Raw genomic sequence first — 15,743 nt, 5'->3', positions numbered from 1 at the left:
ATAGTCCTTATGGCCTATTTATTTTTTTAGGAAGGTTACCAACCTAAAATCATGTAGTTACAAAATTTGTTAAAAATTTATAAAAAAAATAATTAATTTTTAATTCTTAATGTGCTCATTATGGGTTAAATAGTTGATTAAATTTGATGTAAAATAAAGCTTTTAATCTTACAAAGATTTAAAGCCAAATTCTAAAGAAGCATCTGTAATAGAGTGATACAAAGATTCACCAAAACTTCTAAGAGCAAACAATCTTACTTTATCTGAGTTGTCGTCTAGCATATCAACCGTGAAAGCTATTCCATTATAAGTAGAATTTATTGAATTATTTTTTTCTAAAGTATTAAAATTAAAAGGACAGCCTTTCTTTAAAACTTCTTTAGCATTTTGTCCCTCTATTTCAATTATTGCTTTTGAATGAGATAATTCAGTTACCGCAAAATCTGTTTCATTTAAATTTTGTGAAATATTTTTAAGTAAATCTTTTTTTGTTGAAACCAGTAGCCAATTTTTTGGTCCATTCCATAAAATTCTTGTATCAGTATTATTTATTACACTTAGTGGCTCATCCTTTAATTTTAAACCATCAATATCAACACTTTCAATTGAAACTGTAGAATTTTTATACTGAACTATTTGAACTATTAATAAATTCTTTATCTCAGAAATTTTTAAAAGATTACTTTCATTTTTACCTTCATGATCACCAAATTGACCTGTTGTATGAACGTTTGCTAAGGCTGATATTAAACTCACGATCTAACCCTTTCCCCTTTTGGATCAACATAGTGTGAAGAAACTATTTCAACTGGAATTACTTTATTTTTAAGTGGCGACATTACAAATAACTTTTCACCAATCATATTTTTTCCGTCTTTTAATATTGCTAAAGAAAATGGATTGTCGTGCTCAACACTCCAACATGAAGCTGAAATATAACCTAATTTTGGATTTGGTAATGGTGCATTTGAATCTTTAACTAAATGCGATCCTTCAGGAATACTTGTTTTTTTATCTAATGGAACAACACCCACAACCTTTTGTCTATCTTCTGCTATAAATGCTTCTCTAGTTAAAGATCTTTTGCCTATAAAATCTTTCTTTTTACTTAATAATCCTTCAAGAGAGTTATCGTAAGGTATTGTTCTTCCATCAAGTTCAGATCCTGCAACATGTCCCATTTCAATTCTAAGAGTTGATAAAGCTTCTGTTCCGTATGGTTGGATTTTAAATTCTTGGCCGACTTCCATAATTTTTTCCCACATAAAGTTTCCATTATCAGACTCAACATTTACCTCGTATGCAAGCTCTCCTGAAAATGAAATTCTAAAAATTCTAGCCTTAACACCAAACAAATCTCCTTCCATGTAACCCATAAAAGGTAATCCTTCATTTGATACATCAGAATTTGGAAATAGTTTTTGCAACAAATCTCTAGATTTAGGTCCAGCAACTGCGGCCCCAGCCCATTGTTCTGTAGTTGAAACTACATTCACATTTAATTCAGGCCATACTAGTTGCAAATAATATTCTAAATGTGAAAGAACATTTGCAGCTTGTGCAGTTGTTGTTGTCATATGATAATGATTTTCTGAAATTCTTGTGGTTGTTCCATCATCCATAACAATTCCATCTTCTCTTAACATCACACCGTATCTTGCTTTACCAACTGGTAACTTTAACCATGCATTTGTATAAACTCTATTAAGTAACTCAGCTGCATCTGGTCCTTTAATATCTATTTTACCTAATGTGGTTACATCACAAACTCCTACATTTGTTCTTACATTTTTTGCTTCTCTTTTTGATCCCTCAAATAAATTTTCATCTCCTTGTTTATAATATCTAGGTCTCAACCACACACCTGCATCAACAAAAACTGCATTATTTTTTTCATGCCATGAATGCATTGGTGATTTTCTAGTTGGTTTTGAGTGTTTTCCAACTTCTCTTCCAACAATAGCTCCTATTGAAACTGGTGTGTACGGTGGTCTAAAAGTAGTGTGACCAACATTTGGTACTACTTTATTTTCAATATTTGATACTAATTGTAATCCATTTAAATTACTCGTTTTACCTTGGTCGGTTGCCATTCCAAGTGTTGTGTATCTTTTAACATGTTCAATTGAACGATAACCTTCCTTAAGTGCTATCTCCACATCAGAAACCGCAACATCATTTTGAAAATCTAAAAATCTTTTATAATTTTTTCCCTCAGGTAATGGTACACACCAAAACTTATCATGTATTGTTGATTTTTTTTCAACAACATTTGGAAATGAAATTTCATTATTATTGTTAGTGATTTTTTTTGATAATTCATGACCAGTTTCAAAAGAACTTTTTAAAGTCTCCTCTAAAGTATAAGATCCGTTTGCAGCACCTAACGTTGTTTCATTTTGTTTTGATACACCTGGAACAAATGCATCAATATCTTCATTAAATTTTGTTTTATTTCCTGATTGTGAAGCTAAGTGAATTGTTGGTGTCCAAAAACCTGAAACACATATACAATCACATTTAATATTTTCTACTGTACCAAGTTGCTCTTTATCATCTGAAATTTTTGCAATATCAGCTGATTTTACTTTTTTATAACCTTGGGCAGCTACTACCACATAAGAAAACTTAATGTTTATTCCTAAATTTTTTGCTTCATCAACTATTTCAGATTGAGGATCTTTTCTTGTGTCTAAAATAACTGGATCAACACCATTTTTCTTAAATTCAATTGCAGTTTCATAACCACTATCATTGTTAGTAAATATTAAAGGGTTTCTTCCAACTAGTACCCCATAAACTTTTAGGTATTCTTTTGCTGCGGATGAAAGCATTACTCCTGGGGTATCATTGTTTCCAAAAACGATTGGTCTTTCAATTGATCCTGAAGAAATTAAAACTTCTTTTGCTCTAATATACCAAAGTCTTTGTTTTGGATGATATTTTTTTGTCTCTGGAAGATGATCGCTAATTCTTTCAGACATTACCAGCATGTTATGATCATAATATCCAAAAACCTGTGATCTATTTTTAACAACAACATTAGGCATTTTTTTAAGTTCTGAAATTATTCTATCAGCCCACTCTTTGCCTGATTGATTTCCTATATTAACATCACTAGTTAATAAAGTTCCTCCATGTCTAGCTTTATCTTCAGCTAAAATAACTCTTGCTCCATTTTTTGCTGCAGCGTATGCACTCGCTAAACCTGATGGTCCTGAACCGGCAATTAATAAATCACAATATTCATATTTATGTTCGTATCTTTCTTTGTCATGTTTGATGGATGCCACACCAAGTCCTGCTGCTTTCCTGATAAAAGGTTCGTAAACTTTATACCAAAAGCTTTTTGGCCACATAAAAGTTTTGTAATAAAACCCAGCAGGTAAAAACATTTTAAAAAAATTATTTATTGCTCCAATATCAAAATTTACACTTGGCCAGCAATTTACACTTGTTGCCTCTAACCCTTCAAAAAGCTCTTGTTCTGTGGCTTTTATGTTGGGTTCAGTTTCACCATTTCTATATAATTGAACAATTGCATAAGGTTCATCAACTCCAGCACCAAAAAAACCTCTTGGTCTATGGTATTTAAAACTTCTACCAATTAAATGAACACCATTAGCTATTAAAGCTGAAGCTAAAGTGTCTCCCTCATAACCATAATAAGTTTTACCATTAAACTTAAAAGATAATTTCTTATCTCTATTTATTAAACCAACATCTGATAATCGATAACTTTGATCCATTATGAGTTATCCTCATTAGCTTTTAGTGTTCTAAATATTTCATGAGTTGCGGTGTCTCTTTCAACTTTTATCCACTGTCTGCACCCTGATAAATGTTGCCATAACTCTAAATGTTTTCCTCTTAAACTTTTTCTATTATAAACAAAATTATCCCAGTCTTGGTCTGACACCTCTTTATTAAGTTCTGGTCTTTTAACAGTTGCATCTCCGCCATAAGAAAATTCATTTTGTGATCTCATTCCACAGTGTGGACATTTAATATGAAGCATTTATGAAATCCAAGTTTTTGTTCCAAGTCCTTTTTCATCAAGTAAGTGACCTGTGTTAAATCTATTTAAACTATATCCTGCGTTTAATTTATGAACTCTGTCTTGAGCAATTGTATGAGCGAATGTCCAACCTGATGCGGGTGTTGCTTTAAATCCACCATAGCACCAACCACAATTTAAATATAAACCTTCAATATGTGTTTTATCAATTATCGGAGAACCATCCATAGACATATCCATTATTCCACCCCAAGTTCTCAACATTTTTAATTTACTTAAGAACGGCATCATTGCTATACCTTCGGTTAACACATGTTGTAAAGTTGGTAGGTTACCTCTTTGCGCATAACTATTATATCCATCAAGATCTCCACCCATTACCATTTCACCTTTGTCAGATTGACTAATATAAAAGTGTCCTGCTCCAAAAGTAACCACTCTATCTAAAATGGGTTTTACAGGCTCTGAAACACAAGCTTGAAGTAAGTGAGTTTCTACAGGTAATGTCATATTTAATTTCTCTGCTAAAATATTTGTACTTCCTGCAACACATAATCCAATTTTCTTAACTTTGATGTCGCCTCTTGAAGTTCTTACTCCATTAATTTTTCCACCAACAACATCAAATCCTGTTACTTCACAATTTTGAATGATGTCAACACCCATTGAGTCTGCTTGTCTTGCATATCCCCAAGCAACAGCATCATGTCTAGCTGTTCCAGCACTTGGTTGCATTAAACCACCGAAAATTGGGAACCTTACATTTTCAGAAAAATCTGCCATTGGAATAATTTCTTTAACTTGCTCTCTATTTAATAAAACTGCATCTATTCCATTTAGTCTCATTGAGTTTCCTCTTCGCGCATACACATTCATTTGGGCATCTGAGTGAGCAAGATTTATAATTCCTCTTGGTGAAAACATTACGTTGTAGTTTAAATCTTGGCTCATCTTTCTCCAGAGATCCATTCCAAATTCACTGAAGAGCGCATTATCATCGTGCATATAATTTGATCTAATAATCGTAGTATTACGGCCAACATTTCCACCACCTATCCAACCTTTTTCAATGATTGCAACGTTAGTAATGTTGTGCTCTTTTGCTAAATAATATGCAGTCGCCAAACCATGGCCACCACCTCCAATGATTACAACGTCATATTCTTTCTTAGGTGTTGGATCTTTCCATGCTAAATCCCAATTTTGATGGCCAGAAAAAGCATTTTTAATAAGATTAAATATTGAATATTTTTGCATCAGATATTTTTATCTCAATCAATATAAATAGTTCTTATTTTTTTTATATATATTTTTTAGAAGTTTCCAAAGATGTCAAAAAGGGATAAGAAGTCATCAAAGAAATTTATAACTTGTAGGATTTTATATGAGCGAAGTTAAGTCAGATATTCAAATAGCTAGAGAAGCTAAAATGCAACCTATAAATGATATTCTAGCGAAAATAAATGTACCTGATGAAAGTGCTGCTTTCAGTCCAATGGGCAGACACATTGCAAAAATTAATTTAGAATATTTAGATACCTTAAAAGATAAACCAGACGGAAAATTAGTTTTAGTTACCGCAATCACTCCTACTCCAGCAGGCGAAGGTAAGACCACTACTTCAGTTGGACTTAACGATGGTCTAAATAAAATTGGAAAAAAATCTATTGTATGTTTAAGAGAGCCAAGTCTTGGTCCTTCATTTGGTATGAAAGGTGGAGCAGCTGGTGGTGGATACGCACAAGTGGTTCCAATGGAACAAATTAATTTACATTTCACTGGAGACTTTCATGCAATAACTTCTGCGCATAATTTATTATCTGCTTTAATCGATAATCATATCTATTGGGGAAATAAATTAGATATAGATGTAAGAAGAATTGTTTGGAAAAGAGTGATGGATATGAATGATCGTTCTTTGAGAGAAATAAATATTAATTTAGGTGGTATTGCAAATGGATTTCCACGAGAAGATGGTTTTGACATAACTGTTGCATCAGAGATCATGGCGATCTTTTGTTTATCAAATGATTTAGAAGATTTAGAAAAAAGAATAGGAAATATTACAATAGCATACACAAGAGATAGAAAACCTGTTTATGCAAAAGATTTGAAAGCTCAAGGTCCAATGACTGTGTTGTTAAAAGATGCAATTAGACCTAATGTTACTCAAACTTTAGAAAATAATCCTGCAATTATTCATGGTGGTCCATTTGCAAATATTGCTCATGGATGTAATTCAGTTATTGCTACAAAAACTGGACTAAAGCTTGCTGACTATGTTGTAACAGAAGCAGGGTTTGGTGCTGACCTTGGTGCAGAAAAATTTCTTGATATAAAATGTAGAAAATCAAATCTTAAACCAAGCTGTGTAGTGATTGTTGCAACAATTAGAGCATTAAAAATGCATGGCGGGGTTGCAAAAGATGATTTGAAAAATGAAAATGTGGAAGCTCTTAAAAAAGGACTGATTAATCTTGAGAGACATATTGAAAATGTAAAAAAATTTGGTTTACCCGTTGCTGTTGCAGTTAACCATTTTATTAAAGATACTGACAATGAAGTAAAAGCTTTAATAGAATTTTGTGATAGACTGGGAGTTAAAGCAAGTCTTTGTACTCACTGGGCAAACGGTGGTGAGGGCACAAAAGAACTAGCAGCTCATGTTGCTGATTTATGTGAAAAAAATGAAGCTAAATTCAAGTTTTTATACGAGAGCAAAACACCTTTATTTAAAAAGATTGAGACAATTGCAAAAGAGATTTACAGAGCAGATGAAGTTATTGCTGATACTAAAATTAGAGATCAACTTAAAAGCTTTGAAGAAGCTGGTTATGGTGAATTACCAATTTGTATTGCAAAAACTCAATATAGTTTTTCAACTGATCCTAGTCTTAAGGGTGCGCCAACAGGTCATGCGCTCCCAATAAGAGAAATAAGACTTTCTTCTGGTGCGGAATTTATTGTTGTTGTATGTGGAGCTATTATGACAATGCCGGGTTTACCAAGAGTGCCTGCGGCTGACTCAATCAAACTTAATAAAGATGGTGAAATAGAAGGTCTATTCTAGAAATTTCTTACCAATCAATTTGTAATTTTTTATTTTCACAAATAGTTTGCAGCATACTGAACATTAGCGGGAAATGCTGAGGATTTAAATCTTGTAAAATTTTCGGTCCAATTTCTAAAGCTAATTGAGCACCTTCGACAGTAATGTCTTTCATAAATTTTTCTTTAGCATCATTATACAGATGTCCTTCGCCCAAATACTTTCCCATCAAACTATTTCTTCCTCCAATCGCGCTAACATACAAATCGCCTAGACCTGCTAAACCATAAACTGTTTCTGCTTTACCTCCATAATTAGAGACAAACTCTACCATTTCAGAAATTGATCTATGTATCAAAGACGCTGCGGTATTTAAAAAATATTTTGACTGAATATCTTTTGATGCTTTGGTATTGCTCAAACCTTCAGATGCTCCAATTAGCATTGAGTAAATATTCTTTATTGCTCCTGATAACTCAACACCATTTATATCTTCTGAGATTTCGGTAGAGTAATAGTTAGTTGAGATTGTTTCTTTTAGGAACTGGCTTTCTTTTAAGTTTTTATTTGCAATAACTGTTCCTGTTCTCATTTTATTTGCTAATCCTGCAGCTAAACATGGTCCTTTGATAGCTGAAATATTAATATCAGAATGACCTTCTTTTTCTAAAAGATATTTAATTTTGTCTGAAAGTGTAGAAAGTTCATTAGCTACTATGGATAAACCCTTAGTCAATAACACAATTGGTATTTTCTTTTTATAATTTTTTGAAATTTGTTGAACAAACCATTCAATACCTACTGAACTTACTCCACAAACTATAATATCAATATTTTGTTTTAAAATATTTTGTAATTTTTCAAATCGCTCAAATTTAATTTCTTTTGGTAATTGTGTTTTTAGCGCTGGGTGAATATGATTGTTAGAATTAATGCTTTCAATTAAATTATCCTCTAAATGTGTTCCAACAATTGTAACATTATTTTTATTATCTAAACATGGAACTGCAAAAGCAGACCCCATTGCACCAGCACCAATTATAACTATTTTTTTCATAAGCTAAATTAAACTTAAGTTTACCAATTAATTAATACAACTGTTACAAGATTTTATTTATTTATATAAACTTATTTTATTGCAATTTTTATCATTTTGTTAGTAAACTAATCTTATAAAATTAACAAACTTGGAGAAATTTCATGACAAAAGTTGCAATTATTGGCGCAGGACCTTCTGGTTTAGCTCAACTACGAGCTTTTGAGTCAGCTCAAAAAAAAGGTGAAAAAATTCCTGAAGTAGTTTGCTTTGAAAAACAAGAAGATTGGGGAGGGTTATGGAATTATAGTTGGAGAACTGGAACTGATGAGCATGGAGAGCCTGTACATTGTAGTATGTATAGATATCTTTGGTCCAATGGGCCAAAAGAGTGCCTTGAGTTTTCAGATTATTCTTTTGATGAACATTTTGGTAAACCTATTGGATCTTATCCACCAAGGGAAGTAATCTTGGATTATATACGTGGTAGACTTGCTAAATCAGATTTTAAAAAACAAGTAAGATTCAGAACTTCTGTTCGTTGGGTAAGTTACAACAAAGACAGTAAACTATTTACAGTCTCAGTTGAAGATTTGGTCAAAAAGAAAACCTATAGCGAGGATTTTGATTATGTTGTATGTGCTTCAGGACACTTTAGCACTCCAAATGTGCCTGAATTTGAAGGTCTTTCAACTTTTGGTGGTAGAGTAATGCATGCGCATGATTTTAGAGATGCTTTGGAATTTAAAGACAAAGATATTTTAATTGTGGGTACCAGTTACTCTTCAGAAGATATTGCATCTCAATGTTATAAATACGGGTGTAATTCAATTACAATCAGTCACAGAACTGCACCAATGAATTATCATTGGCCAGATAGAATTACTCAAGCACCTTTATTGGTAAAAGCTGATCCGGATAACACTGTTCACTTTAAAGATGGATCTAAAAAAAAGGTAGATGCTATAATACTTTGTACAGGTTATTTGCATCATTTTCCTTTTCTTGAAGAAGATCTTAAATTAAAAACGAGTAATTTATTATGGCCTCTTAATTTATATAAAGGAATATTTTGGGAGTCTAACCCCAAAATGATGTACCTAGGTATGCAAGATCAATTTTATACCTTTAATATGTTTGATGCACAAGCATGGTATGCAAGAGATTATATTCTTGGAAAAATTTCGTTACCTTCAAAAGAAGAAATGACAAAAAATAGTCTTGAATGGAAAAAGAGAGAGGACTCATTACAAGATGATGAGCAAAAAATTTGGTTTCAAGGTGATTACACAAAAGAGCTTATTGAAGCTACTGATTATCCAAATTTTGATATTGAAGGGGTAAATAAAACTTTCATGGAATGGGAGCATCATAAACATGAAGATATTATGACTTTTAGAAATAATAGTTATAAATCTTTGATTACTGGAAAAAAATCTCCTTTACATCATACAGTATGGTTAGATGAGTTAGATGACTCCATGAAGGCTTACATAAAATAATTAGTATTACTATTATTTTAAAAAATATGTTGTTTGTTAAAAACCTTAAATCTATTTCTGATCAAAAATGGCAAACAACAGAAAAATATCCAGGCGTGAGATGGAAATTCTTAATTGATGCTGATTATACAAAAAGTTCTGGGCTTTCTCTTGGTTTTGCTGAAATTGCCCCAGGAGGAGATTTAACACTCCATTATCATTCGCCTGCAGAAATATATGTGGTCACAAATGGTACTGGTATATTAAATAAATCTGGGGAGCTTGAAGAGATTAAGAAAGGTGATGTAGTTTATATAGCTGGTAATGCAAAACATGCCTTAAAAAATAATGGAAAAGAAACTTTAGAATTTTATTGGATTTTTCCAACAGATCGTTTTTCTGAAGTTGAATATTTATCCTAACTTATACCTAGGTGTTTTTTTCGTTGATCTACCCACGTTCTAATTAAATGATCAAATACCAAGCCTATAAAAGCAACACAAACACCGAGAGTTAAACCTATACCAGCACCTTTTTTATCAGATAGAGCTTTTAAAATATATTGACCTAAATCTTCTGTTCCAATAAATGCCCCTATAATTACCATAAATAAAGCAAACACAATTGTCTGATTTAAACCAAGCATCATATGTGGAAAAGCTAATGGAAATTCTATTTTCATCAATCTTTGTAATTTCGTTACACCTGACATTGAGCCTGCATCATGCAATGAAGCTGGAACGCTTCTTAATCCCTCAATAGTATATCTTGTAGCGGGTATCGTTGCATAGACAATTACTGCAATTAATACTGATGTATCAGTGACACCAAAAAGCATCATTACTGGAATTAAATATACAAATGAAGGGAAAGTTTGAAAAATATCACAAACTCCCAACATAAAATTTGTAGTATATTTGTTCTGAAAACATAAAGTTCCAACTGTAAAACCAATAGCACAAGAAATAATTACTCCAAATGTTGCCATGTAAGTGGTTACTAAAGCTCTGTCCCACCACGGGCTAAGTGCTATAAATAATGTTAACCCACCCACTACAAAAGCTGAACGTATTCCACCAATTATATAACCTGCACCAATGACTAATACTAAAGTAGCAACAGCTGGCATCCTTAAATATAAAGCTCTCATTGGTTGAAGAACTTCTATAATTAACCATGTGTTAAATATTTTTAAAGTTTGAAAAAAAGTATCCCAAACCCAATCAACACCTCTATTCCAAAAATCTGCTGTTGATATTCCTTTGTTATGTGGAATTTCATAAAGATAATTAAAACCTTCCTTAAAGAAAAAAGAACCCACAAAAGCAAGTATAATTCCAATTAATACTGCGCCACCAAAAAATATACTATTTTTATGTTGCTCAAAAAAAGTTAGGTTTCCAAAATAATCGATTTGTTTATTTGCCCAAGCTAAAGATAATTTATCCAATAATATTGCAATCAAACTGATGCACAAACCTGCCTCGAGTGCTAAGCCAATATTTAATTGGTTTAGCGCAAGTAACAAATTAAAACCTAAACCTTTTGCACCTATGAAAGCTGAAATCACAGCCATAGAGAAACAAACCATAATCACTTGGTTTACTCCGATTAAAATATCTCTTCTTGCAGTTGGAATTAATACTTTGAACATGAGTTGAGAATTAGTGCATCCACTCATTCTTCCAGCTTCAATAACTTCAGGAGGTATTCCTCTTAGACCCAGTAAAGTTAATAATATCATTGGTGGAACTGCCACAACCATCGTTATAATAACTGCTGCATGATCACCAACACCAAACAAAACAATTGCAGGAACTAACACAGCGTATTGAGGCATAGTTTGCATAACTAAAAGTATTGGATACAAGGCTTTTTCAACTCGTTTGCTTTTGAATGCCGCAATACCTAAGCCCAAACCAAAAACAAATGAAAGTGGTGCTGCAACTAATATAAAAGAAAGAGTCTGCATCGATGGTTTCCATTGACCAAATATGGAAATATAAATCATGACTATACCAGCAAATATAGCTAAGCCTTTTCCACTTAAGTTATATCCAAGTATTACTGCACCTGCCGCAACAATTGTCCAAGGTAATCCTGGTAATTTTGCCCATGGATTTGCTCCAATCCAATCCCAACTAGTAAACGCAACAACTGTTTGAACACCCCCTAATATAACCTCTCTGATTAGCTCAATAAGAAAAGTCATAAACGCTGTTATATTTCGTGTTAATTGAAGAACTAAAGGTCTAGTTTTGTATGATTGAGTATTTTCATTCCAAAACTCCATTGGCATCCACTCGTTCATTAAAAAGAATAAAGTATCATTTATCCAAATAGGTAACCATCCTAGTAAAGGTGGTAATCTCCAGAAAACATCAAAGGCGTAATATCTTACTTCAGCACCAAAAAGTGTATAAGTACTTTGATTTGGATCTTTAATAAATTCTGCTTGACCTCTTATAAACTTGTAGGTTTCAGGAACATCAATTGCAAAGCATAAAGAAAAAAATACAATCAATAAAAATAGCCATTGAAATAACTTTGGATATTTTTTTAACAGTTCCATATTTTAATCATTATTTTTTTTTCCACCAAAAACAGTATTAATTATTTTTGAAGGTTGTACAGTTCCAACAATTTGATTATTTTTATCAATAACACCAACAGATTTTTCTTGATTTAAAATCTTTTCAGCAACATTTTCAATTATTTCATCTTTCGAAACTTTTAAATCACTTAAATTTTCATTATGAGGTTTATCCATAATATCCTCTATTTTTAATACTTTTTCTCTAGGAACTTCTTCGGTAAATTTCCGAACATACTCTGTAGCTGGATTTAAAACAATATTAGCTGGTGTATCAAGCTGTTCAATTATTCCGTCTTTCATAATTGCAATTCGATCAGCAAGCTTTAACGCTTCATCAAAATCATGTGTGATAAACATAATTGTTTTCTGTAATTTTTCTTGAAGTCTTAAAAACTCATCTTGCATTTCTTTTCTAATTAATGGGTCTAGAGCAGAAAAAGGTTCATCTAAAAACCAAATATCAGGTTCTACGGCTAACGACCGAGCAATCCCTACCCTTTGTTGTTGTCCTCCAGAGAGTTCTCTTGGAAAATAATTTTCCCTTCCGTCAAGACCAACAAGTTTAACCATATCCATAGCCTTGTTAATGCTTTCTTGATCTTCAACTCCTTTGATCTGAAGTGGAAACGCAATATTTTCCAAAACTGTTTTATGTGGAAGTAGTGCAAAGCTTTGAAATACCATCCCCATCTTATTTCTTCTAAGATCAATTAGTTCTTTATTATTTAATGTAAGCAAGTCTTGACCTTCTATAAAAATCTTTCCACCAGTTGCATCTGTTAATCTTGAAATACATCTTAACAAAGTAGATTTTCCAGAGCCTGATAAACCCATTACAACCAACATTTCTCCTTTTGAAACTTCAAAAGAAGCATTATTTACTCCTACTATGCATCCATTTTCTTGAAATGTTTTTGCATCCACGTTTCCATTGGCATCTTGAAGCATTTTTTGAGCGTTTGCTCCAAAAATTTTGTAAACTGAGTCACACTTAATTACAGCATTAGTCATAATATTTTAATAAGTTATACGAAATAAAAACAAAATACACTTTTTATATTATTTCGAATTATTGTATTCCTCCTTTAAAAATTTTTAATAAAATAAACCCTAGTATCAATTCCTGTACTTAAAAAATTTAAAACTTCCCCACTAACAGTAATTGTTTCTTTTTCTCCACCATTAATACTTCCATTTAAAACAAAGCCAGCAATACATTTACTATTTTCTTTGTCCCAACTTACAAACGTTTCGGCAATTTGATTGCCATTAGTAGTGTATATTTGTTTAGCTTTATAATTAATTAAATTAGCACCCATAACGGCACGTTGTGGAATAATTTTTGTTATTTTGCATACTGTTTCGTATTGTTCTTTGGATAATTTGTAATGATCGCTTCCCTCATAAAAAGTTAAAATTCCAGATGGCAATGTAGAGATTATTTTACTTAACTTGTTAGCTTCTGCTATTCTTGCCTCTTCCTTTTTCATTTTTTCTACAAGCTCATCTCCCTGACCAAAAAACATATTTAAAATAGCAAAAGATAAAATTACAACAAATGTTAAAGAAACAAGGCCGCCAAATTTCTGGATAGGCTCAGGTAACAATTGTTTTAATCTATTCATATATCCATCAATCATGATTATTCTTGTAATTTTCCGTTTTTCCAAATTCCTATTTTTATTTTTCCATCAGACCAAATAAACTTTCCTTCTCCATTCATAAAGCCATTCGCCCATTCACCTTCGTAAACAGAGCCATCAGGAAAAGTTAAAATTCCTTGACCACTCCACTCACTATTTTTAAATTCTCCTTTGTAGATGTACCCGTTGGGCCAAGTTTCAATTCCTTGTCCATGTTTTTGTGTTCCAGCCCAATTCCCTTCATAGGTCGTTTTATCTGTATAGGTCCATTTACCAAAACCATTTTCACAGTCTCCTTCACAGCCTGTTTTTCTAGCTGACACTGAAGTTGCGATTAAAAAACTTAAAGTTATGTAAAAAATATATTTTTTCATTTTAGCTACATGTATAAAAAGAAATATCCTTTTCAAAATTATCGCTTTTCAAATCTTTTGTAATCTCATGAACTAATTCACCAGATTTTCTATTAATAATACCAGACTCTGAATAGTTCTTATCTTTATCAAAAGCTTTAAACAAAACTATATCTTTATTAACAACTTTTACATCAAACTTTGTATTTTTTGAGAGAAATACTGATAATCCCTTAATTAAAAGTTTTTCAGGTTGTTTGGCATTAATTGTAAATTGGTCTAAATTTTTTTCATTTAAATCTTTTGCTAGAAAAGTTTTATAATTATATTCTGAATTCTTTAATATTTTTTTTTCTAATTCGCAAACAAAACCAATATCTATATCTTCTTGTATGTCGATATTTTTTGCTAAAGATAAATTAAAAACAAACAAACCTAAAAATACATAAAGAAAGCATTTTGTCATTTTTTTAATAAAATTTATAATTTGAAACTTCACTAGATTTATTTATTTAAAAAAAATCCCCCCCAAAATTATTGGGGGAGATTCTGTTATTATTTTTTAACTTTATTTGGTAAATGGTTCCCAAACACTTTTGTTGTCTGCTAACCATTTTTTTGCAGCGTCTTCATGAGTCATCTTGTCTTCGTCAACTAAAGCAGCCATTGCTCCGATATGACTTGTTGAAAATGACATTTTTTTGAAAACCGCAGCTGCGCCTGGATGAGTATTAGGAAAGTCCTCATTCACAGCTTTTTTCAAATAACCATCTGGAGATCCACATTTTCCATCACCACCATCTTCTGGTCTACAACCAGCAGAATATGGAGGAAAATCAATAAATGTGAAACCTTTTCCATCCGTAAAGTTTGGAGTCCAGTTGAATATTATAGTTCCTCTACCTTCTTTTTCAGCAGCCTTAAGTTCTGCCCAAAGTGCATCTGCACTTCCAGCAAATTTAACTGTCCAAAGATCTCCTAGCCCTAGAGCATCAACCCTCTGAGGTATTAAATCTCCGTGCCAAGTTTGAGGACCCTCTAACATTCTACCTTTTCCACCCGAGTCAGGTGTTGCAAAGTTTGCAGCACAGTCTGGATTTTTTAATGCAGTCCAATCTGGAAGACCTGGACATAATCCTTTATCAGCAACCCAGTTAGGATATCCCATATCCTCAAGAGTTCTTGCTTCGTGATCACCCCAATCAAGTATTCCACCTTTGTCCATTGCTGTAGTAAATGATTTACCAAAAGCAGATTCCCAAACTTCGTGTGCTAGAGTTACATCGCCAATACGAATTGACTCGTATACAGCTTGTGAGTCTGTGTTTACATAACTTACATTATTTCCCATGCTCTCAAATATTCCACCAATAACGTGAGCCATTACAATTTGGCTTGACCAGTTATGAGTAGCAATAATTATAGGCTGAGCACTGTCACCACCTTTTTTGGCAGTTTTGTCTCCACCTTGCATGAAAAAGATTGCGGCAACTATTACTACCACCGCACCGATTATTAACGGTAATTTATTCTTCATATTTTATCTCCCTCAATATTAAGTTTAATA

General features: G+C 32.3%; 14 protein-coding genes. 3 read left to right on the top strand and 11 right to left on the bottom strand.

The genetic code is table 11. The annotated features are described in order from the left end of the window. Positions 1-168: 168 nt before the first annotated feature. The 4 genes from ACIJYI_RS01585 to ACIJYI_RS01570 are packed head-to-tail and all read right to left on the bottom strand — an operon-like array spanning position 169 to position 5,275. Positions 169-756: a sarcosine oxidase subunit gamma family protein gene (locus tag ACIJYI_RS01585; RefSeq protein ID WP_435114381.1), complete on the bottom strand. Its 588-nt coding sequence runs from the start codon at positions 754-756 to the stop codon at positions 169-171. Continuing rightward, positions 753-3,749, bottom strand: a complete 2,997-nt coding sequence (locus ACIJYI_RS01580; protein WP_435114380.1) for a sarcosine oxidase subunit alpha family protein — start codon at positions 3,747-3,749, stop codon at positions 753-755. Before ACIJYI_RS01580 ends, ACIJYI_RS01585 begins: the two co-directional genes overlap by 4 nt. Then, the gene (locus tag ACIJYI_RS01575; RefSeq protein WP_435114379.1) at positions 3,749-4,018 is read right to left on the bottom strand and encodes a sarcosine oxidase subunit delta; all 270 of its coding nucleotides are present in this window, start codon (positions 4,016-4,018) and stop codon (positions 3,749-3,751) included. The genes ACIJYI_RS01580 and ACIJYI_RS01575 overlap by 1 nt, the downstream gene beginning before the upstream one ends. Continuing rightward, positions 4,019-5,275 (bottom strand): sarcosine oxidase subunit beta family protein, encoded by a 1,257-nt coding sequence (locus ACIJYI_RS01570; RefSeq protein WP_435086620.1) that lies wholly within the window; start codon positions 5,273-5,275, stop codon positions 4,019-4,021. Between the two features lie 127 nt (positions 5,276-5,402). Between ACIJYI_RS01570 and ACIJYI_RS01565 the strand changes: the two genes are divergently transcribed. Further along, the gene (locus tag ACIJYI_RS01565) at positions 5,403-7,088 is read left to right on the top strand and encodes a formate--tetrahydrofolate ligase (protein WP_435114378.1); all 1,686 of its coding nucleotides are present in this window, start codon (positions 5,403-5,405) and stop codon (positions 7,086-7,088) included. 7 nt (positions 7,089-7,095) lie between these two features. Here ACIJYI_RS01565 and ACIJYI_RS01560 read toward each other — a convergent pair whose 3' ends face one another. Beyond that, positions 7,096-8,124 carry a glycerol-3-phosphate dehydrogenase gene (locus ACIJYI_RS01560; RefSeq protein WP_435114377.1) on the bottom strand — a complete coding sequence of 343 codons (1,029 nt, stop codon included), beginning with the start codon at positions 8,122-8,124 and terminating at the stop codon, positions 7,096-7,098. A gap of 143 nt (positions 8,125-8,267) precedes the next feature. Between ACIJYI_RS01560 and ACIJYI_RS01555 the strand changes: the two genes are divergently transcribed. Then, complete coding sequence (locus tag ACIJYI_RS01555) at positions 8,268-9,605, top strand: NAD(P)-binding domain-containing protein (RefSeq protein WP_435114376.1); 1,338 nt, start codon at positions 8,268-8,270, stop codon at positions 9,603-9,605. Between the two features lie 26 nt (positions 9,606-9,631). Then, a complete protein-coding gene (locus ACIJYI_RS01550) occupies positions 9,632-10,006 on the top strand; it encodes a cupin domain-containing protein (RefSeq protein ID WP_435114375.1) in 375 nt (124 codons plus the stop codon). Here ACIJYI_RS01550 and ACIJYI_RS01545 read toward each other — a convergent pair. The 6 genes from ACIJYI_RS01545 to ACIJYI_RS01520 form a co-directional block, all read right to left on the bottom strand. After that, entirely contained in the window at positions 10,003-12,156 is a 2,154-nt protein-coding gene (locus ACIJYI_RS01545; protein ID WP_435114374.1) for an ABC transporter permease, read from the bottom strand. The genes ACIJYI_RS01550 and ACIJYI_RS01545 overlap by 4 nt on opposite strands. Positions 12,157-12,159: 3 nt before the next feature. Next, positions 12,160-13,191 carry a quaternary amine ABC transporter ATP-binding protein gene (locus ACIJYI_RS01540; RefSeq protein ID WP_435090778.1) on the bottom strand — a complete coding sequence of 344 codons (1,032 nt, stop codon included), beginning with the start codon at positions 13,189-13,191 and terminating at the stop codon, positions 12,160-12,162. A 74-nt stretch (positions 13,192-13,265) separates the two neighbouring features. Next, positions 13,266-13,820, bottom strand: coding sequence for a hypothetical protein (locus ACIJYI_RS01535; RefSeq protein ID WP_435114373.1), 555 nt, complete (start codon positions 13,818-13,820; stop codon positions 13,266-13,268). A 2-nt stretch (positions 13,821-13,822) separates the two neighbouring features. Further along, positions 13,823-14,197 (bottom strand): MORN repeat-containing protein, encoded by a 375-nt coding sequence (locus ACIJYI_RS01530; RefSeq protein WP_435090776.1) that lies wholly within the window; start codon positions 14,195-14,197, stop codon positions 13,823-13,825. A gap of 1 nt (position 14,198) precedes the next feature. Continuing rightward, the gene (locus tag ACIJYI_RS01525; protein WP_435114372.1) at positions 14,199-14,642 is read right to left on the bottom strand and encodes a hypothetical protein; all 444 of its coding nucleotides are present in this window, start codon (positions 14,640-14,642) and stop codon (positions 14,199-14,201) included. 102 nt (positions 14,643-14,744) lie between these two features. Beyond that, positions 14,745-15,650, bottom strand: a complete 906-nt coding sequence (locus ACIJYI_RS01520) for an ABC transporter substrate-binding protein (RefSeq protein ID WP_435091249.1) — start codon at positions 15,648-15,650, stop codon at positions 14,745-14,747. Between the last annotated feature and the right edge of the window lie 93 nt (positions 15,651-15,743).

It is taken from the genome of Candidatus Pelagibacter bacterium nBUS_36, assembly GCF_051201215.1.
Lineage (GTDB): Bacteria > Pseudomonadota > Alphaproteobacteria > Pelagibacterales > Pelagibacteraceae > Pelagibacter.
Note: the sequence above shows the minus strand (reverse complement) of the source record. Positions and strands in the feature narration are given on the sequence as shown.